The sequence below is a fragment of the Anaeromyxobacter sp. Red801 genome (genome assembly GCF_049201065.2).
Taxonomy (GTDB): domain Bacteria; phylum Myxococcota; class Myxococcia; order Myxococcales; family Anaeromyxobacteraceae; genus Anaeromyxobacter.
The window spans coordinates 4873819-4893293 of sequence record NZ_CM181236.1 but is presented as its reverse complement, the minus strand read 5'-3'; the positions used below and the strand labels follow the sequence as shown (position 1 = coordinate 4893293).

Below are 19475 nucleotides of genomic sequence, written 5' to 3'. Positions count from 1 at the left end.
AAGCACCGCTCGCGGTGAGCCCGTCGAACCGCGAGCGGGACCGAGGCGCGCGTTCACCGCCATCCGTCCGCGTCCTCCGGCACGCGCCGCCGGATCACCTCGCGCACCGCGCCGTCGGCGCCGCGCACCGTGACCACCAGCGGCAGCTCGCCGGGCAGCGCGTGCGACGCGCAGGCGTTGCAGGGATCGTAGGCGCGGAACGCCATCTCGAGGCGGTTCAGCAGCGCCGCGTCCACCTTCCCGCCGCGGATGAGCCCCTTCGCCGCCTTGCGCACCGAGACCTGCACCGGCGCGGCGTTGTGCTGGGAGGCGACCACCAGGTTCGCGGCGGTGAGGATCCCGTCCGCGTCGGCGGCGTAGTGGTGGAAGAGCGTGCCCCGCGGCGCCTCCACCGCGCCGACGCCCTCGCGCGGCCCGGGCAGCGGCGCCGGCACCTCGCGCACGTGCGGATCGCCGAGGCGCGGGTCCTCCGCGAGCTGCTGCGCGGTCTCCGCCGCCTGGAGCGCCTCGACCAGCCGCGCCCAGTGGAACGCGAGCGTCTGGTGGGCCGGCCAGCCCAGCGCCTCGAACAGCCGCTGCCGCTCCGCCTCGGCGCGCGGCGTCGCCATGGCGCGCGCCACGTTGAGCCGCGCCAGCGGGCCGACGCGGTAGAGGCCGGTGTCGTCGCCCTCGGTGAACCCGGTCCAGCCCTTCGCCTTGAGGTACGTGAGCTTCGCGTAGGTCCAGGGCTCGACCCGCTCGGCCAGGTGGTCGAGCCAGTCGCGCGGCGCGAACGCCGCGAGCTCGCGGCCGGCCGGATCGATCACCCGCAGCCGCCCGTCCAGGAACGCGAGCCGGCCGTCGTCGTCCACCATGCCCATCGAGTGGCAGCGGACCCGGTACGCCTCGCTGGCGAGCGCCTCCGAGTACTCCGGGTGGTCGAGCACCGCGGCGCGGAACGAGGCGAGCGTGTCCTCGGCGAAGCGCACCAGCCCGGGCGCGAGCGCGCGGGCCCGCTCCACCGTGGCGGCGTCCACCGCCTTCGAGATGCCGCCCGGCAGCGCGAACACCGGGTGCACGGTGCGCCCGGCCAGCGCCGCCATCAGCTCGCGCGCCTCGCGCCGGGCCGAGAGGATGCGCTTCCCGAGGTCGGCGCCCACCTTCGCGAGCACGCCCAGGATGTTGCGCATGGGCGCGGGCGCGTCGGAGCCGGCGTAGAAGTCCGGGCCGCCCATGTACCAGTAGTGGAGGAGGTGGTCCTCGAAGATGAAGAGCTGGTAGTAGAGCGCGCGCGCGAGCCGCGCCGCGGGCGGCGGCTCGACCCCGTACAGCGCGTCGAGCGCCTGCACCGCGGCGATGTGGTGGGCCGCGGGGCACACGCCGCACACGTGCGCGGTGAGCTGCGGCATCTCCTCGGCCGGCCGGCCCACGCAGAAGCGCTCGAAGCCGCGCAGCTCCGGGACCTGCAGGAACGCGCTCTCCACGTCGCCCCGCTCGTCGAGCAGGATCTCGATCTTCCCGTGCCCCTCGAGCCGGGTGATGGGGTCGATGGTGATCCGCCGCGTCACGGGCCCGCCTCGCCTTCCGGCCCGGCCGGCCGCACCCGCCGCGGCAGGAGCGCCGCCGCGTAGGAGTAGCGCCAGAACGTGCCCGCCGGATCCGGCACCGCCGCCCCGAGCGCCGCCGGGTCGGCGCCGCCCAGCAGCGAGGCGAAGCCGGAGAGCATGGCCGCGCCGCCGTCGCGCACGCCGTCGAGCGGCCCGAAGCAGCCGCGGCAGGGCATCCCGGCCTCCACGCACCCGGGCTGGCAGCCCTGGCGCGTCGCCGGGCCCATGCACACGAGCCCCTGGGCGAGGAAGCAGAGGTCGGGATCGACGGCGGAGGTGGCGAGCCGGCGCAGCGCGTGGAGCTCGATGCGCTCCGGCCGCGAGCCCTTGCGCGGGCAGTCCTCGCAGAGCGAGACGTCCGGCGCGAGCACCGCGCCGCGCGGCGGCGGCGCGTCCCCGAGCAGCGCGTCGAGCGCGGCCTGCACCACCGCCGGCGAGGGCGGGCACCCGGGCACGGTGTAGTCCACCGGGACCACGTCCGCGAGCGTGAGCGTGCGCGGCAGGAGCACCGGCAAGGAGAGCGTCGCCGCGTCGGCCCCGGCGCCCGCGCGGACGGGCCCGCCGGGCAGCGGCGCGTCCGGGTTCGAGACGCTGGGCGGCGCGCGGTAGGCGGCCGCGAGCAGCGCCTCCGGCTCGGACAGGTTCCCGAGCCCCACCACGCCGCCGAGGTGCGCGCAGGCGCCGAACGCGACCACCGTGCGCGCCTTCCGGCGCAGCAGCCGCGCCCAGTCCGCCTGCTCGTCGAGGCGCACCGCGCCGTTCACGAACGCGAGGTCGATCCCGCCGTCCGGCAGCGCCTCCACGTCGGCGCGCTTGTGGTCGGTCGCGACCGGCCAGAGCACCACCTCGACGCGCTCCAGCAGGCCGGCGAAGCCGTCGCCCAGGTCCACCACCGCCTCCTCGCAGCCGCCGCAGGAGGCGTTCCAGTAGAAGGCGACGCGCGGCTTCCCGGGCGCGCGCGGCGGCAGCGCAGACGGCGCGGGCCCTGCCTCGGCGAGCGCGGCGCCGGCGCCGTCGAGCGCGCGGCGCGCGTAGTCGAGCGGCCCGAGCGCACGGAGCGCGGCGGTCATCTCGCGGACCTCGCCGGCGAGCCGCTCGGCCTCGGTCGCGCCGGCCCAGGTCATCCGGAAGCGCTCGGGCTCGATCCCCGCCTGCTCGAGCGCCCGCGCCAGCACCGCGCCGCGGGCGGCGGCCCGCAGGTTTCCGTCGAGGTAGTGGCACTCGCCCGGGTGGCAGCCGGCCACCAGCACGCCGTCGGCGCCCTCGCGGAACGCCTGGAGCACGAAGCCCGGCTCCACCCGCCCGGTGCACATGACGCGCACCGTGAGCAGGCTCTGCGGCATGTCGAGCCGCTGCTGCCCGGCCCGGTCCGCGGCGGCGTACGCGCACCAGTTGCACAGGAACGCCACGATGCGCGGCTCGTGCGCCACCCCGCTCACCTCCCCGCCAGCAGCGCGGAGATCTCCGCGGCGATCTGGGCGCGGGTGAAGTGCCGGGCGCTGGCCGCGCCGGTCGGGCAGGCCGCCGCGCACGTGCCGCAGCCGCGGCAGTCCACCGCCAGCACCCTCGCCTTCCCGTCCGCGCCGTCGATCACCATCGCGCCGAACGGGCAGGCGGCCACGCACATTCCGCAGCCGCCGCACAGCGCCGCGTCCACCTCGGCCGCGAGCGGCTCCAGCGCCCGGCGCTCCCCCGGCCGCAGCGTGGCGAGCACCTGTCCGGCCGCGGCGGCGCCGTCGCGGATGGCCTCGCGGATGCTCCGCGGGCCGGCGGCCGCGCCGGCCACGTAGACGCCGGCGGTGCGGGTGGCGGTGGGCTCGAACGGGCTCGCGCCGCCGTCGCCGAGGAAGCCGCGGCCGTCGGGCGCGAGGCGCAGGAGCGCGGCGAGCCCCGCGGCGCCGCTCGAGCCGCGCGAGGGCGCGTGCACCGCGACGAGGTCCGCCCGCCGGCGCGTGGTGCCGCCGCCGGGCTCGGCGAGGCGGACCTCGAGCGCGCCCGCCGCCGCGGCGACGCCGCCCTCGACGAGCGCGCCCGGGAGCAGCTCGACCCCGTCGCGCCGGAGCGCGGCCGCGAGGCCGGCGAGCTGCGGCGCGCGATCGAGCCCGCCCGCGACCGCCACGCGGGCCGAGGGCAGCCGGGCGCGGACGCGCTGCGCGAGCTTCAGCACCTCGCGCAGCGCCAGCTCCCCGTCCGCCTCCGCCGCGGTAGTGGCGAGCAGCACCGCCTCCGGCGTCCGCCCGCCCGCGCCGCGCAGGGCGCCGCCGCCGGGGCCGTCGGGGTGCAGCATCCGCTCGAGCTGGTAGGAGGACACGAGGCCCTCCGGCCCGTCCACCGCGCCGGGCTCGAGCCCGGTCGCGATCACGATCGCGCCCACCTCGACCTCCCGCAGGCGCGGCGCCTCGTCGAGGCGCACCGCGCCGAACGGACAGGCCCCGGCGCAGGCCGCGCAGCCGGGCGGGCACGCGGCGCGGTCCACCACCGCCGCGTGCGGCAGGCACCCCGGGTACGGCAGGTGGATGGCCTTGCGGGCCGGCTCGCCGCCGGACGGCTCCGCCACCTCGACCGGGCAGGCGGCGCCGCACACCTCGGCGCAGCCCAGGCACGCCGCCGGATCCACGTGGCGCGGCGCGACGGCCAGCTCCACCGTGAACCGCCCGGCCGAGCCGCGCACGCGCCGGACCTCGGCGCCGGTCACCACCTCGACGCGGTCGGAGTGCAGGACGCGATCGAGCGCCGGCTCCATGAAGCAGCTCGCGCAGGCGAGGTCCGGGAACACCTCGTCGAGCCGGTTCGCGAGGCCGCCCAGGGCGTGCGCGCGCTCCACCAGCACGACCTTCCGGTCCTTCTGCGCGAGCGCCAGCGCCGCCGAGATCCCGGCCGCGCCCCCGCCCACGACGAGCGCGTCGGCGCTCACCTCGACGTCGGCCTCCGGCAGCGGCCGCTGCAGCGCCACCCGCGCCAGGCCCGCGGCCACGAGCCGCCGGGCGCGGGCGGTCACGTCCGCGGGCGCGCCGCCCAGCCACTCGGCCTGCTCGCGCAGGTTCACCATGTGGAGCTGCCAGGGCGAGCGCCCCGCGCCGGCGAGGACGCCGCGGAACGTGTGCTCGTGCTCGCGCGGCGAGCAGGCCCCCAGCACCACGCGATCCAGCCCGCGCGCGCGGATCCGCCCGGCGAGCCAGGCCTGGCCCTCCGGCGAGCAGAGCACGTCGTGGACCGCCACGTCGGCGGCGGCCGGGAACGCGCCGGGCGCGGAGAGATCGGGCAGGCGCACCGCGCGCCCGAGGTTCGGGCCGCAGCGGCAGAAGTAGAGGCCGATCCGGCTCGGCGACGCCATCGTGGTTCCCGCGGCGCGCCCCACGGCAACGGCCGCCCGCTCTGCTCGCGGTTCGACAGGCTCACCGCGAGCGGTCTCCGGGTCCGCTCGCCCCGAGCCCCGTCGAAGGGCGGGCGGATCCCGCTCAGTACTGTATCTGGATCACCGTCTTCACGCCGTCGCCGCGGACCGAGAGCAGGGTCTTGCGGCGGCGCTCGCAGAAGGTGCGGATGTCCTTCTCGAACGTGGGGCAGTCGCCGGTGATCTCGACCATCGTGCCGGATGGCGTCTCGGCGGTCTCGACCGCCAGCTTCAGCACCGGCTGCGGGCAGCGCATGCCGCTGCAGTCGATCTTCATGATGGATCCCACCGCTCGCTTCCTCCCGGGCCGGACGCGACCGGACCGGTCCCCTTTCCGCCGGCGCGACCGGCGCGATCGGGACGGGCAGGGCTGGGTCGCGTTCGCCGGGCGGGACCATACCCGGCCGCTCCGCTCCACGTCAAACCCGGGCGGGGCACTCCCCGAGCGCCTTGACGACGCAGGGAATCCCCGTGTCGACGCGGAGTTACGGCGCAGCGTGGCGAATGGCAGGCGACCGGGCGGGCGCCGGGCGGGACGTCAGTACTTGGCGTCCTCCGCCTCGATGAGGCGGTAGATCTCGGCCGCGCCGGGCGCCTTCATGATCGCCTCGCGGAACGCCGGGTTCTTGAAGATCCGGCTGATCCGGGCGAGCGCCTTGAGGTGCGTGCCGGCCGAGTTCTCGGGGGCGAACAGGGCGAAGAACAGGTGCGTCGGCTTCCCGTCGATGGCGCGGAAGTCCACGCCGCCGGCGGACCGGCCGAAGCTCGCCATGAGGCCCGGCAGGCCCGGGACCTTGCCGTGCGGGATGGCCACGCCCTCGCCGATGCCGGTGGAGCCGAGCTTCTCGCGATCGAGCAGCGTCTCGACGAGCCGCTGCCCGTCCACCTTCTGGCTGGCCGCGAGCGGGCGGCACAGCTCGGCCAGCACGGCGGGCGCCGCCTGCCCGGAGAGGCTGGCGATCACGGCGTCGGACCGGAGGAACTCGACGATCTTCATGGCGGACCGGCGTCAGCTAACACAGGTGGCAACGTGTGGGCAAGAAGGCAAGGCGACGGCGGCGTCGCGCCGGAGCCGCGACGGGCGGGACGCGGCGCCACGGGGACGCCGCGCCCCGCCGCCGCGATCAGGCCGGGCGCGCCTCGATGAGGCCGACGTTCCCGTCGTCGCGCCGGTACACCACGTTGATGCTCCGGTCCTCCGTGTTCTGGAACACGTAGAAGTTCGCGTCGAGGAGGTCGAGCTGGAGGATGGCCTCGTCGAGCGACATGGGCTTCGCCTGGAACTCGGTGCTCTTGATGACCTTGTGGCTCGGGCGCGAGGGGTCCTCGAGGATCCCGAGCACGTCGTGCCGCACGTCCAGCGTCGGGCGCTCCGCGGCCGCGGCGGCGGCCTTGTGGTTGAGGAGCTTCTCCTTGTGCTTCTTCAGCTGCCGCTCGATCTTGTCGGCGGCCGCGTCGATCGACGCGTACATGTCCCCGGTCTTGGCGGTGCCGCGCAGCAGGAAGCGCCCCGCCTTCACGGTCAGCTCTGCGTGGTGCTTCAGGTTCTCCAGGTGGAGGACCGCGTACGCCTCGGTCGGCCGGTCGATGTACTTCTGCACCCGTTCGACGCGATCGCGGACGTGGGCCTTGAGGGCTTCGGTGGGATCCAGATGCCGGAAGGTGATGTTCACCTGCATGAACCGCCTCCTTGGGAGGACCGCAAATGCTTCGGCCGCGGTCCGGCGGGTGCTGTGTCCCGTCGGTGCCGCGGCCGCGAATGCTGCCGGAGCTGGCAACATGTCGAGGTCATAATAGCCCAGCGCCGCCGGGATCGATCCCGGTCTTCGACGGCGATCCGGCCTGACGGGGCGTCGAGCCGCCGCGATCGGGCGACCGGCCGTCCGGCCGCGGGCGGGGCCGCCCCGCCGCCGGTCACCGGACACGGGGACGCGGAGGCGCCTAGAAGTACTTCTTGCGCTTCGAGCTGGGCAGGATCCCCAGCACCTCGCGGTACTTCGCGACGGTGCGGCGGGCGATCTCGATGTTCTGCCCCTTCAAGAGCTCGACGATCTTCTGGTCCGAGTGCGGGTGCTTCGGGTCCTCGGCCGCCACGATCTGGCGGATGTGGTTCTTCACCGCCTCGCTCGCGATCTCGTCGCCCCCGGTCTTCTGGATGGCCGAGTTGAAGAAGAACTTCAGCTCGTAGATGCCCTGCGGCGTGTGGACGTACTTGTTCGTGGTGACGCGCGAGACGGTGGACTCGTGCATCCCGATGTCCTCGGCCACGTCGCGCAGGATGAGCGGCTTCAGGTGCGCGATCCCCTTGTCGAGGAAGTCGCGCTGGAACTTCACGATCGACTCGGTGACCTTGTAGATGGTCCGCTGCCGCTGGTGGATGGAGCGGATGAGCCACACCGCGCTGCGCAGCTTCTCCTGGATGTACTCCTTGGCCTTGCCCGCCTCGCCGTTCTTGAGCGCGGCGCGGTACATGCCGGAGATGCGCAGCTTCGAGAGGCCGTCGTCGTTGAGGACGGTGACGTACTTGTCGCCCATCTTGTGGACGTAGACGTCGGGGGTGATGTACTGCGCCTCCTCGCCGGAGTAGGCGCGGCCCGGCTTCGGCTCGAGGCGGCTGATCACCTTGACCGCCTTCACCACCTCCTCGATGGGAACCTTCAGGTCCTTGGCGATGGCCTGGTAGTTCTTCGACTCGAGGTGCTTCAGGTGGCGCTCGATGATCGCGACGATCTCGGGCGTGTCGGCGTTCAGCGCGACCACCTGGATCATCAGGCACTCGCGCAGGTTGCGGGCGGCGACGCCGAGCGGATCGAACGTCTGCACCTTCCGCAGCACCCGCTCGGCGACCTCGATCCCCTGCCCCGACTCGAACGCCACCCGCACCAGCGGATCGCGCGAGGTGGCCTCGTCGGCCTCGCCCTCCACCGCCGGCATCTTGAAGTAGCCGTCGTCGTCGAGGTTCCCGATGATGAGCATCGCGACCTGCTCCTCCTCGGGCGTGAAGTTCGAGAGGCGCAGCTGCCAGACCAGGTGGTCGACGAGGTCGGTCTTCTTGGTGAGCGTGGCCTCGTAGCCGGGCAGCTCCTCGTCGGAGAGGCCGCGGTTGGACGGCGCGGTGTGGCCCTGGAGCTGGTACTGGTCGAGGTACTGGTCCCAGTCGATCTCGTTCGCGCCCTCCTCGCCCTTCACCTCCTCGGCCTTCTCCGCCTCCTTGTGCTCCGGCTTCGCCTCGATCTCGGCCTGCTCGGCGGGGCTGGCGCCGTCGGGCACCGCCTGCTCGTCGTTCTCGTCCGCCCCCTCCAGCATGGGGTTCTCGGTCATCTCGGTGCGGATGAGATCGACCAGCTCCATGCGCGAGAGCTGCAGGAGCTTGATGGCCTGCTGCAGCTGGGGCGTCATCACCAGCTGCTGGGTCATCTTGAGGTGCTGCTTCAGCTCGAGGCTCATCGAGGCTCCGCTGGCTGGTGGTCGTCCAGCCTGAACTTGTCGCCGAGGTACACCGCCCGCGCCCGGGGGCTGGCGGCGATCTCGACCGGCGTGCCCTGCTCGAGGATCGACCCCGAGGAGAGGATGTACGCGCGCCCGCAGATGCCGAGCGCCTCGCGCACGTTGTGGTCGGTGATGAGGACGCCGATGCCGCGATCGCGCAGGCCGCCGATGAGGCGCTGCAGCTCGCCCACCGCGATCGGGTCCACGCCGGCGAACGGCTCGTCGAACAGGATGTACCGCGGGCTGGAGAGCAGGCTCCGCGCCACCTCGGCGCGGCGGCGCTCGCCGCCGGAGAGCTGCTCGCCCAGCGAGTCCGCCACCTTCTCCAGGCGGTACTCGGCGAGCAGCGCCGCGGCGCGCTCGTTCCGCTCGGCGCGCCCGACGCCGAGCGCCTCCAGCACGCCCACGAAGTTCTGCCGGACGGTGAGCTTGCGGAAGATCGACGCCTCCTGCGGCAGGTACCCGACCCCGAGCCGCGCGCGCCGGTGCATGGGCAGGCGGGTGAGGTCGTGCTCGCCGAGCGTCACCTTCCCCTTCTCCGGCACCACCAGCCCCACCACCATGTTGAACGAGGTGGTCTTGCCGGCGCCGTTCGGGCCGAGCAGCCCCACCACCTCGCCGGGCGCGACGTGGAAGGACACGCCGTCCACCACGCGGCGGCCGCGGTAGGACTTCACCAGCCCCTCGGCCCTGAGGAGCGCGTCGCCGCCGGCCGCGGTCACTTCCCCTGCTCCTTGCGCTGCGCGTCCAGCTCGCGCCGCCGCTGCTCCACCTCGGCGCCCGGCACGGTGATCCGGACCGGCGCGCCGCCGCCCTCCAGCTTCACCTCGTCGTTGCGCAGCTCGTACACGAGCCGCTTCCCGTGCGCCTCGGTGCCGCGGTCGCGCAGCACCGCCGCGCCGTCGCAGGTCACCCGCGCGGCCGCGTGCTCGTAGGTGGCGGTCTGGCAGGTCACGGTGCGCTCCCCGCGGACCAGCTTCACGTCGCCGCGGCACACCGCGGTCTCGATCACGCCCGCCTCGTCGTTCTTCGCCTCGAGGCGCGCGCAGGTCAGCACCGCGTCGTCGCGGGTGAGGGTCACCGGCTTGCCGGTGAAGATCACCTCGCGGCGCTGGAACGCGTAGCGGACCTCGGCGGCGTCCACCCGGTAGTCGGGCGCCGCCCGGGCCGCGGCCCTCGCGGCGGGCTTTCCCTGGGCCGGCGCCGGGACGGCGCCGAGCAGCGCGGCGGCGAGGAGCGCGATCACCGCGGCTCCCCCCGCCGGTCAGCCGCGGGCTCCCGCCCAGCGTCAGCTCGCCGGTGCCGGCGTCGAGCACGAACCCGGTGCCCTGGAGCCGGTAGCCGCGCCCGTCCACCGTGAGCGCCTGGTCCCCGCGGACCATCCCGCCCTCGCCCTCCGGCGTGTACCGGGCGCTGGGCGTCCGGGCCACGGTGTCGAGGTGACGCACCGTGACACCGCCGTGCGCCTCGAAGGTGTGAGCCGACAGGAACCCGGAGCCTTCCGGCGCGGCGATCCGCACCGGGTCCCCACCGCGCGGGAGGACCGCCACGACGTCCCGGGCCTTGAGCTGGGTCGAGTCGCGCTCCAGCGTGGCGGTGCGCGCCTCGCCCTCGACGCGCAGGTCCGCCTCCCGCCACACGCGGAATCGAACCCCCTCGAGCATCAGCTCAGGCACCACGTCACGCGCCTCCACGGGCTGGGCGGGCTGGCATCCGGTGCCGAGCCCGAGCGCGAGAGCGGCGGCCAGCCCGGCCGCCGTCCGCATCCAAAGCCGCTGAAACATAGCATTCTTTCCTTGCTGGATCGACGGGCACAGACCTTGCTTTATGCCCGGCCGCCCTAGCCGCGTGAAAGCTCAGCGCTTTTCGGCATTGCCTTTGCTTGGGGACCGCCGGCCTGGTTCTCGCCTTCGGGGCGCGTCTTCCAGCGCTGGTGCATCCACACCCACTCGGCCGGGCTCCGCCGGATGGCTGCCTCCAGGGCGGCAGAGCAGGCGGCGGTGAGCCGGACCGCCTCGGCCTCGCGGTCGGGCGGGTCGGCGGCGAACGGGATCTCCACGCACTCGAGGAGGTGGCCGTCGCCGGCGCGCGGCCCCCGGCGCCGGATGGTGCCGACCACCACCGGCGCGCCGAAGCGGAGCGCGAGGTCGGCCGCGGCGCGCGGCGTGTACGCGAGCCGGCCGAAGAACGGGACGAACAGGCCCTGGACCTTCGTGTCCTGGTCGATGAGCAGCCCGAGCGCCTTCCCCTGCCGGAAGGTGCGGATGATGGCGCGGCCGGTGTCGGGGTTCTCGCGCCAGAGCGTGGTGACCCCGCCGGCGGCGCGGAAGCGCTCGGCCACCCGGTTCAGCGCGGCGTCGCCGCCGGCCTTGGCGATGACGGCGTTCGGGATGCCGGCCCGGGCGATGCGGCGGGCGAGGAGCTCCCAGCTCCCCACGTGGCCGGTGACGAACACCATGCCGCGGCCGCGCGCGATGACCTCCTGCAGCAGCCCGGGCGGCGACAGCTCGACGTAGGTCTCGAGCCGCGCGTCGTAGCTGCGGATGGCGGCGAGCTCGAGCGCGGTGCGCCCGAGGTGCACGAACATCGCGCGGACGATGGCCTCGCGCTCGGCCTCGGGCTTCTCCGGGAACGCGACGGCGAGGCTCCGGAGCGCGAGGCGGCGCGTGTCGCGGGCGAGGTGGTAGCCGGCGCGGCCCACCAGCCCGCCGAGCGCGAGGGCGGGGCCGAGGGGCAGCAGGCCCAGGATCCAGAGGGCGGCGCGGACCAGCGCGGAGCGGACGCTCCTCTTGATCCGCTTGCGGAGCGGTACGGCCATGGCGGGGCGCACGCTAGCACGGGATCCGGGGAGATCGGCAGCCCCGGGCGGCGCTCCGGGCTAGAGCCCGCGGGCGCGGAGCAGCAGGTCGCACAGCTCGCGGACCGCGCCGCGGCCGCCGGGGGCGGCGGTGACGAGGTGCGCGACCGCCTTCGCCTCGGGCCGCGCGTCGGCGGGGCAGGCGGCGAGGCCCACCTTCGCGAGCAGCGGCACGTCGTTCACGTCGTCGCCCATGTACGCCACCTCGGCGTCCGGGACGCCGAGGTGCGCGAGCCGCGCGTAGCCGGCCAGCTTGTCGCGCTCGCCGAACACGAGGTGCTGGAAGCGCAGCTCGCGGAGGCGCGCCTCCGAGGCCTTGCCCGGCCGGCCGGAGACGACCCCCAGCGCGACGTGCTCGCGCAGGAGCACGATCCCGTGGCCGTCCTTCACGTCGAACACCTTCAGCGCCTCGCCGTCCGGGCCGTAGTAGAGCCGGCCGTCGGTGAGCACGCCGTCCACGTCCAGCAACAGCAGCCGGACGCGCGCGGCGCGGGCGAGGAGCTCGGCCTCGGTCACGGCTGCCCCAGCGCGTGCCGGATCGCCAGCACCTCGCGGAGCACGCGGTCGGCGGTGGGGAAGTCGAGCGAGTTGGGCCCGTCGGACTTCGCCACCGCCGGGTCCTCGTGGATCTCCATGAACAGGGCGTCGATGCCCACCGCGGCCGCCGCGCGCGCCAGCGGCGCCACGAACTGCCGGTCGCCGGCGGTGGTGTCGCCGCCCGAGCCCGGCATCTGCACGCTGTGGGTCGCGTCCATGCACACCGGCACGCCCAGCTCGCGCATCTGCACCAGGGCGCGCATGTCGACCACCAGGTTGCCGTAGCCGAAGGTGGCGCCGCGCTCGGTCAGGAACACGTTCTCGTTCCCGCCCTCGCGGCACTTCGCGATGGCGTGGCGCATCTCGCGCGGCGCGAGGAACTGGCCCTTCTTCACGTTCACGGCGCGGCCGTGGCGCGCGCAGGCGATGACGAGGTCGGTCTGCCGGCACAGGAACGCCGGCACCTGCAGCACGTCCACCACCTGCCCGGCCGGCTCCGCCTGCCAGGTCTCGTGCACGTCGGTGAGGCAGGGCAGCCCGGTCTCGCGCTTCACCGCCTGGAACGCGGCCAGCCCCGCCTCCAGGCCGGGGCCGCGGTAGCTCTTGCCGGAGGAGCGGTTGGCCTTGTCGAAGCTGGCCTTGAACACCACCGGCACGCCGTGCTTCGCGGCGAGCTCCTTCACGCGCCGGGCGTGGCGGAGGCCGTGCGCCTCGTCCTCCATGACGCAGGGGCCGGCGATGAGCAGCAGCGGCTGCCCGTCGCCCACGAGGTGCCCGCCCACGCGGGCCAGGATCGGCTGGGACATCGGCTATCCGTTCTTCCCGACCGGGAGCTTCTTCACCTCGGCCGAGGGCTGGCGCTGCTGCGCGTCGCGGTGCTCGAGGGCGGCCTTCACGAACCCCGCGAACAGCGGGTGCGGCGCGAAGGGCTTGGAGCGGAACTCGGGGTGGAACTGGCAGCCCACGAAGTGCTGGCCGGGCAGCTCGATCATCTCCACCAGGCCGAGGTCCGGGTTCACGCCCGAGAACACCATCCCGGCCGCCTCGAACTGGGCCCGGTAGTCGTTGTTGAACTCGAAGCGGTGGCGGTGGCGCTCGTGCACCAGGTCGGCGCCGTACAGCGCGCGGGCCTTGGTGCCCTCCTTCAGCGCGCAGGGGTACGCGCCGAGCCGCATGGTCCCGCCCTTGTCGGTCACGCCCTTCTGCCCCTCCATCAGCGTGACCACCGGGTGCGGCGTCTGCTCGTCGAACTCGAGCGAGTTCGCGCCGGCCAGGCCGAGCACGTTGCGCGCCATCTCGATGACGGCCATCTGCAGGCCGAGGCAGATGCCGAAGAACGGCACCTTGTGCTCGCGGGCGTACTTCACGCCGAGGATCTTCCCCTCGGTCCCGCGGATGCCGAACCCGCCCGGCACCAGGATCGCGTCCACCTTGTCCAGCTCGGAGAGGTCGCCCTCCTCCAGCTTGGTCGAGTCGATGAACGCCAGCTTCACCCGCGCGTCGTTGGCGATGCCGCCGTGGACCAGCGCCTCGTTGAGGCTCTTGTAGCTCTCGTGCAGCTCCACGTACTTGCCGACGATGCCGATCCGCACCTCGCCGCGGCGCGGGTTCTTCACCTTGTCGACGATGGTCTCCCAGCGCTCGAGGCGCGGGGCGCGGCTCCAGATGTTGAACAGCTCGGCCAGCTTGTCGTCGAGCCCCTCGCGGTGGAGCGAGAGCGGCACCTCGTAGATCGACGCGACGTCGAGCGCGGTGAACACCGCCGACGGGTCCACGTTGCAGAACAGCGCGATCTTGTCCTTCATGTCGCGCGGGATCTCGCGGTCGGAGCGGCACAGCAGCAGGTCGGGCTGGATGCCGATCTCGCGCAGCTCCTTGACGCTGTGCTGGGTGGGCTTGGTCTTCAGCTCGCCGGCGGCGGCGATGAACGGCACGAGCGTGAGGTGCGCGTAGACGGCGTTCTCCTCGCCCACGTCGTACTTCATCTGGCGGATCGCCTCGAGGAACGGCAGCGACTCGATGTCGCCGACGGTGCCGCCCACCTCGACGATGAGGATGTCCGCGCCGCCGGCGGCCTCGCGGTCACCGCCTTGATCTCGTCGGTGATGTGCGGGATCACCTGCACGGTCTTGCCCAGGTACTCGCCCCGGCGCTCGCGCTGGATGACGTTCTGGTAGATGCGGCCGGTGGTGTAGTTGTTCCGCCGGGTCATCTTGGCGCTGGTGAAGCGCTCGTAGTGCCCGAGGTCGAGGTCGGTCTCGGCGCCGTCGTCGGTGACGAACACCTCGCCGTGCTGGAACGGGCTCATCGTGCCCGGGTCCACGTTGATGTACGGGTCGAGCTTGAGGTGCTGGACCTCCAGCCCGCGGTTCTCGAGCAGCGCGCCGATCGACGCCGCCGAGAGCCCCTTGCCGAGCGAGCTCACCACGCCGCCGGTGACGAACAGGTACTTCGTCTTCTTTCCCCGCTTGACCATGTGCTCTCCCCGGATCACGCCCCCGCGGCCAGGAGCGCCCGCGCGCGCTCCAGGTCGCCGGGCGTGTCGATCCCGAAACCCCGGTAGCCGGTGTCGGCCACGCGGATGTCGTACCCGTGCTCCAGCGCCCGCAGCTGCTCGAGCGCCTCCTCCCCCTCGAGCCTGCCCGGCGCGAGCGCGGTGAACGTCTCCAGGAACGCGGCGGTGAACGCGTAGATGCCCACGTGGGCGCGGGCCAGCGGGCTCTCGCCGCCGGCGCGCCGGTGCGGGATGGGCGCGCGCGAGAAGTACAGCGCGTCGCCGCTCGCCCGCGTCACCACCTTGACGACCTGGGTCCGCTCCAGCTCGCCCTCGGCGAGCGGGCGGGCGAGCGTCGCCATCCGGACGCCGCCGGCCATCGCGTCGATGACCGCCTCGATGGCCTCCGGCTCGATGAGCGGCTCGTCGCCCTGCAGGTTCACCACGATCTCCGGCCGCGGCGCGAGCTTGCGCGCGGCCTCCGCCACCCGGTCCGTGCCCGTCGCGGCCGGTCCGGTCAGGATGGCCTCGCCCCCCGCGGCGCGGACGGCGCGCACGATCCGGTCGTCGTCGGTGGCCACGGCCACGACGTCCACCCCGCGGGCGCGCTTCGCGCGCTCGACCACATGGGCGATGAGGGGCTTGCCTGCCAGATCGGCGAGGGGCTTTCCCGGGAAGCGCGTGGCGCCGTACCGGGCCGGGATGATGACTGCGACGTGTCTCAAACCGGGACTGCAAAGTACGCGGGGGGATCCCCCGAGTCAACGGCAGGTTTCGAGCGGCCGAGAATCATTCAGGACGGGGCCGCGCCCCGCGCCACGGAGCGGAGCTCCGCGGGGCCGCGCCCGCGGGCTCGCGGGTGATTTTCGGGGGACGGCCGGCCTCCTAGCTTTCGACATGGCCCTCGTGCTCCACGTGGTCGGCGCCCGCCCCAACTTCATGAAGGTCGCCCCGCTCATGGCCGCGCTCTCCCGGCGGGGCGCGGCGCAGCGCCTCGTCCACACCGGCCAGCACTTCGACGAGCGGATGAGCGGCGTGTTCTTCGCCGAGCTCGGGCTGCCCCGCCCGGACCTCGACCTGGGGGTGGGCTCCGGCACCCACGGCGAGCAGACGGGCCGGGTGATGATCGCGTTCGAGCGGGCGCTGCTCGAGGCGGCGCCGCGGCCGGACCTGGTGGTCGTGCCCGGCGACGTGAACTCGACGGTGGCGGCCGCGCTGGTGGCGGCGAAGCTCGGGATCCCGGTGGCGCACCTCGAGGCGGGGCTGCGCAGCCACGACCGGAGCATGCCGGAGGAGCTGAACCGGGTGGTCACCGACCACCTCGCCGACCTGCTGCTCACCCCGAGCCCGGACGCCGACGAGAACCTCGCGCGCGAGGGGGTCCCGGCGGCGCGGGTGGCCCGGGTCGGCAACCTCATGATCGACACGCTCCGCGCGCACCTGCCGCGTGCCCGCGCGCTTTCGGCCTGGCGCGACCTGGGCCTCGAGGAGGGCGGGTACGCCGTCCTCACGCTGCACCGGCCCTCCAACGTGGACGACCCCGCCGCGCTCGGCCGGCTGCTCGGCGCGCTGGCGGAGGTCGCGCGCGCGCTGCCGGTGGTGTTCCCGGTCCACCCGCGCACCCGCGCCCGCCTCGCCGACCCCGCGCTCGCCGGCGCTGCCGCCGCGCTCCGGCTGGTCGAGCCGCTCGGCTACCTCGAGTTCCTCTCGCTCACGAGCGCCGCGCGCCTGGTGCTCACCGACTCCGGCGGCCTGCAGGAGGAGTCCACCGCGCTCGGCGTCCCCTGCCTCACGCTGCGCGAGAACACCGAGCGCCCGGTCACCGTCAGCGAGGGCACGAACCACGTGGTGGGCACCGACCCCGGCCGCATCGTGGCGGAGGCCCGCCGCGCGCTCGACGGCGCCCCCGGGCGCGGACGCGTCCCGGCGCTCTGGGACGGGCAGGCGGGGGAGCGGGCCGCGGACGCGGTGCTCGCGTTCCTGGCGCGGGCCTGACGGCGCCGCGCGGGGCGGGGGCGTCGCGGCGGCCGCCGGTGTATGGTGCGCCGGTGACGCAGCAGGTCCGGGTCCGCTTCACGGTCGAGCCGAACTACGCGGGGTGGCGCCTCGATCGCTACCTCCAGGAGAAGATCCGCCGGCTCTCGCGCGAGCGGGTGCAGCGGCTCATCGCGCAGCGGCTCGAGACCGAGGACGGCCGCCGGCTGAAGCCCTCCACCCGCGTCGCGCCCGGCCTCTCCTTCGCGCTCCTCAAGGACGCCGAGGCCGAGCCGGACACGCCCCAGGAGTTCGGGGTGGTGCACGACGACGGCGCGCTGCTGGTGGTGGACAAGCCGGCCGGGCTGCCGGTCCACCCCACCGCGCGCTACGCCGCGAACACGTTCACCTCGCTGGCGCGCCTGCGCTACCCGGACCGCAAGGTCGATCCGGCGCACCGGCTCGACCGCGAGACCTCCGGCCTGCTCGCCTGCGGGACCGCGCCCGAGGTGACGAAGGTCCTGAAGCGCGACTTCGCGCACGCGCGCGTGCACAAGACCTACCTCGCGCTCGCGCTGGGCGCGCCGGTCGAGGACGCGTTCACGGTGGACGCGCCGCTCGCGCTCACCGGCGCGTCGGCGGTGCGCGTGCGGATGCACGTGGCGGCGGAGGGGCTGCCGTCGCAGACCGCGTTCGAGGTGCTGGGCCGGCGCCGCGCGCCGGACGGCGCGCCGGTGGCGCTGCTCGCCTGCCGCCCGCGCACCGGGCGCCAGCACCAGATCCGCGCGCACCTCGCGCACGCCGGGCTGCCCATGGTGGGCGACAAGATCTACGGGCCCGACGAGGAGATCTTCGACCGGTTCACCCGGCGCGCGATGACCGACGGCGACCTCGCGCTGCTCCGCCTGCCGCGCCACGCGCTGCACGCCTGGCGGCTCGAGCTGCCGCACCCGGTCACCCGCGCGCCGGTCCGGCTGGAGGTGCCGCTGCCGCCGGACCTGGCCGCGTTCTGGGAGGGCTGCGCGCCGTGAACGCGTACGACTTCGCCGGGCTGGTGGGCGGGCTCACCGGCGCGTGGATGGCGATCGGGGCCGGGCTGGTCGGGGTCGCGGCCGCGCTGCGGCTCGCGGCGGTGCGGGGCCGGCCGGGGAAGGGCCGGGTGTCGCGCGGGGCGCTCGCGTTCGCGCTGGTGATGGGGGTCGCCGGGCTGGTGCTGTTCGTGGCCGCCGAGCGCGCCCCGTTCCGCCGCGCGCTCGACCACGCCGCCCCCGCGGTCGTCGCCGTCGCCGCGCTGGTCGGGCTGGTCGCGGGGTGGCGCACCGCTCGGAAGCGCCCCGCGCCACCGGACGCCGCGCCGGCCGCGCCGCCCGGGCCGCCGGCCCAGGGCTAGCCGCGCGTGCGCGCGCGGCGCGCGTTCCGGTCGCGGACCGCCTCGGCCTTGGCGATCCGGCTGCGCTGCTTCACCGCGAGCAGGTAGAAGCGCTCCCGCAGCGCCTGCGCCTCGTCCTCGGGCAGGTCGCCGTGCCGGCCGCGCTCGGCCTCGCGCCGCTCCACCGCGTGGGCGAGCGAGATCGCCGCCGCCACCGACACGTTCAGCGACTGGACGAAGCCGCGCATGGGGATGGCGTAGCAGGCGTCGGCGAGCGCCAGCGCCTCCTCGGAGACGCCGCGCTGCTCGTTCCCGAACACGAGCGCCACCTTGCCGGCGAAGGAGAGCCCGGCCATGGGCCGGGAGCGGTCGCCGAGGTGCGTGGCGTAGATCGCGAACCCCTCCGAGCGGAGGTGCGTGAGGCACTCGGTGGTGGAGGACCAGCGCCGCACGTCCAGCCACTTGTCGGCGTTCTGGCTGATCTTCTTGTTGCGGTCGTAGGGCTTCATGGGCCCCTCGACCGCGTGCAGCGTCTGGACCCCGAACGCCTCGCAGGTGCGCAGCACCGCGTTCACGTTCTGCGGATCGCAGAACGCCTCCATCACCACCGTGAGCGTGCGGGTGCGGTTCGCCACCACCGCGTCGATGCGGGCCCGGCGCTCCGGGAGCACGAACGCGGGGTCGCCCAGCTTCACGCGCGCGCCCTCGGCTTCGCGAGCTTCTTGCCGCCGCCGCCCCGGTGCGGCCGCGCCTCCTTGAACAGCGCGCGCCCGACCGCGTCGAGGAGCGCGTCGAGCCCCTCGCCGGTGACCGCCGAGACGAGGTGCACCGGCACCGGCTTCTTGCGCCGGCCGAGCAGCTTCTGGAGCTTCACGCCGGCGGCGCGCGCCTCGGGGATGTCGATCTTGGTCACCGCCACGAGCTGCGGCTTCCGCGCCAGCTCCTCGGAGTAGGCGGCGAGCTCGGCGTCGATGGCGTCGAGGTCGGCCTTGGGCGCGCGGCCCGGCTCCGGGTTCGCGCCCTCCACCAGGTGGATGAGGACGCGGCAGCGCTCCACGTGGCGGAGGAACTGGTGCCCCAGGCCGGCGCCGGCGTGCGCGCCCTCGATGAGCCCGGGGATGTCGGCGACCACGAAGCTCCGCTCGCGCCAGCCGACCACGCCCAGGTTCGGCGTGAGCGTGGTGAACGGGTAGTCCGCGATCTTCGGGCGGGCGCGCGAGATGCGGCTGATGAGGGTGGACTTCCCGGCGTTCGGGTAGCCCACGATCCCCACGTCGGCGAGCAGCTTCAGCTCGAGGACGAGGTCCCGCTCCTCGCCCGGCGTGCCGTCCTCGGCGTAGCGCGGCGCCTGGTTGGTGGACGTCGCGAAGTTCATGTTGCCGAGGCCGCCGCGGCCGCCCTTCGCGATCACGACGCGCTCGCCCGCGGTGCCCAGGTCGCAGAGCTGCTCGCCGGTGCCCGCGTCCTTCACCACCGTGCCCGGCGGGACGCGCAGGACCAGGTCCGCGCCGTCCTTGCCGTTCATGTCCGAGCCGCTGCCCTTCTCGCCGTTCCGCGCCTTGTGCTCGCGGATGTAGCGGTAGTCGAGCAGGGTCGAGAGCTGCGGATCGACCTCCAGCACCACGTCGCCGCCGTTGCCGCCGTCGCCGCCGGCCGGGCCGCCCCGCGGGATGAACTTCTCGCGCCGCCACGCGACGGCACCGTCGCCGCCGTCGCCGGCCTTCACGTGGATCTTCACCTCGTCGACGAACTTCACGAGCGACCTCGAGAAACGC

At 74.5% G+C, this 19475-nt stretch carries 18 protein-coding genes and 1 pseudogene; 3 read left to right on the top strand and 16 right to left on the bottom strand.

Translation table 11 applies throughout. The annotated features are described in order from the left end of the window. Positions 1-53: 53 nt before the first annotated feature. The 14 genes and pseudogenes from ACOQFB_RS22535 to kdsB form a co-directional block, all read right to left on the bottom strand. The gene (locus ACOQFB_RS22535) at positions 54-1547 is read right to left on the bottom strand and encodes a Ni/Fe hydrogenase subunit alpha (RefSeq protein ID WP_421610489.1); all 1494 of its coding nucleotides are present in this window, start codon (positions 1545-1547) and stop codon (positions 54-56) included. Continuing rightward, positions 1544-3016, bottom strand: a complete 1473-nt coding sequence (locus ACOQFB_RS22530; RefSeq protein WP_421610488.1) for a hydrogenase iron-sulfur subunit — start codon at positions 3014-3016, stop codon at positions 1544-1546. The genes ACOQFB_RS22535 and ACOQFB_RS22530 overlap by 4 nt, the downstream gene beginning before the upstream one ends. A gap of 5 nt (positions 3017-3021) precedes the next feature. Further along, on the bottom strand, positions 3022-4920 hold the full coding sequence (locus ACOQFB_RS22525; RefSeq protein ID WP_421610487.1) for a 4Fe-4S dicluster domain-containing protein: 1899 nt from the start codon (positions 4918-4920) through the stop codon (positions 3022-3024). A 124-nt stretch (positions 4921-5044) separates the two neighbouring features. Continuing rightward, positions 5045-5257, bottom strand: a complete 213-nt coding sequence (locus tag ACOQFB_RS22520) for a sulfurtransferase TusA family protein (RefSeq protein ID WP_232287372.1) — start codon at positions 5255-5257, stop codon at positions 5045-5047. A 261-nt stretch (positions 5258-5518) separates the two neighbouring features. Next, complete coding sequence (locus ACOQFB_RS22515; RefSeq protein ID WP_059437362.1) at positions 5519-5977, bottom strand: PTS sugar transporter subunit IIA; 459 nt, start codon at positions 5975-5977, stop codon at positions 5519-5521. A 127-nt stretch (positions 5978-6104) separates the two neighbouring features. Then, complete coding sequence (gene hpf / locus ACOQFB_RS22510) at positions 6105-6659, bottom strand: ribosome hibernation-promoting factor, HPF/YfiA family (RefSeq protein WP_059437361.1); 555 nt, start codon at positions 6657-6659, stop codon at positions 6105-6107. A 262-nt stretch (positions 6660-6921) separates the two neighbouring features. Beyond that, entirely contained in the window at positions 6922-8427 is a 1506-nt protein-coding gene (gene rpoN / locus ACOQFB_RS22505) for an RNA polymerase factor sigma-54 (RefSeq protein ID WP_059437360.1), read from the bottom strand. Next, the gene (lptB, locus tag ACOQFB_RS22500) at positions 8424-9191 is read right to left on the bottom strand and encodes an LPS export ABC transporter ATP-binding protein (protein WP_421610486.1); all 768 of its coding nucleotides are present in this window, start codon (positions 9189-9191) and stop codon (positions 8424-8426) included. Before lptB ends, rpoN begins: the two co-directional genes overlap by 4 nt. After that, a complete protein-coding gene (locus tag ACOQFB_RS22495; RefSeq protein ID WP_421610485.1) occupies positions 9188-9715 on the bottom strand; it encodes an LptA/OstA family protein in 528 nt (175 codons plus the stop codon). Before ACOQFB_RS22495 ends, lptB begins: the two co-directional genes overlap by 4 nt. 594 nt (positions 9716-10309) lie before the next feature. Then, on the bottom strand, positions 10310-11287 hold the full coding sequence (locus ACOQFB_RS22490) for a lysophospholipid acyltransferase family protein (protein ID WP_421610484.1): 978 nt from the start codon (positions 11285-11287) through the stop codon (positions 10310-10312). A gap of 60 nt (positions 11288-11347) precedes the next feature. After that, positions 11348-11842 (bottom strand): KdsC family phosphatase, encoded by a 495-nt coding sequence (locus ACOQFB_RS22485; protein ID WP_059437355.1) that lies wholly within the window; start codon positions 11840-11842, stop codon positions 11348-11350. Beyond that, a complete protein-coding gene (gene kdsA / locus ACOQFB_RS22480) occupies positions 11839-12669 on the bottom strand; it encodes a 3-deoxy-8-phosphooctulonate synthase (protein ID WP_059437354.1) in 831 nt (276 codons plus the stop codon). The genes ACOQFB_RS22485 and kdsA overlap by 4 nt, the downstream gene beginning before the upstream one ends. A 3-nt stretch (positions 12670-12672) precedes the next feature. Next, positions 12673-14339, bottom strand: a pseudogene (gene pyrG / locus ACOQFB_RS22475) (CTP synthase). A gap of 14 nt (positions 14340-14353) precedes the next feature. Further along, positions 14354-15082, bottom strand: a complete 729-nt coding sequence (gene kdsB, locus ACOQFB_RS22470; RefSeq protein ID WP_421610483.1) for a 3-deoxy-manno-octulosonate cytidylyltransferase — start codon at positions 15080-15082, stop codon at positions 14354-14356. 172 nt (positions 15083-15254) lie between these two features. On the opposite strand from kdsB, the gene wecB reads away from it, so the two are divergent. From wecB to ACOQFB_RS22455, 3 genes are read left to right on the top strand one after another with little or no spacing between them, the layout of a single operon-like run. Then, positions 15255-16352 (top strand): non-hydrolyzing UDP-N-acetylglucosamine 2-epimerase, encoded by a 1098-nt coding sequence (gene wecB / locus ACOQFB_RS22465; protein WP_421610482.1) that lies wholly within the window; start codon positions 15255-15257, stop codon positions 16350-16352. Between the two features lie 38 nt (positions 16353-16390). After that, positions 16391-17362 (top strand): RluA family pseudouridine synthase, encoded by a 972-nt coding sequence (locus ACOQFB_RS22460; RefSeq protein WP_059437350.1) that lies wholly within the window; start codon positions 16391-16393, stop codon positions 17360-17362. Further along, on the top strand, positions 17359-17721 hold the full coding sequence (locus tag ACOQFB_RS22455; protein ID WP_421610481.1) for a hypothetical protein: 363 nt from the start codon (positions 17359-17361) through the stop codon (positions 17719-17721). The genes ACOQFB_RS22460 and ACOQFB_RS22455 overlap by 4 nt, the downstream gene beginning before the upstream one ends. On the opposite strand, the gene ACOQFB_RS22450 is transcribed toward ACOQFB_RS22455, so the two are convergent. Beyond that, positions 17718-18395 (bottom strand): TrmH family RNA methyltransferase, encoded by a 678-nt coding sequence (locus tag ACOQFB_RS22450; RefSeq protein ID WP_059437348.1) that lies wholly within the window; start codon positions 18393-18395, stop codon positions 17718-17720. The genes ACOQFB_RS22455 and ACOQFB_RS22450 overlap by 4 nt on opposite strands. Beyond that, complete coding sequence (gene obgE / locus ACOQFB_RS22445; RefSeq protein ID WP_059437347.1) at positions 18392-19456, bottom strand: GTPase ObgE; 1065 nt, start codon at positions 19454-19456, stop codon at positions 18392-18394. The genes ACOQFB_RS22450 and obgE overlap by 4 nt, the downstream gene beginning before the upstream one ends. Positions 19457-19475 lie beyond the last annotated feature (19 nt).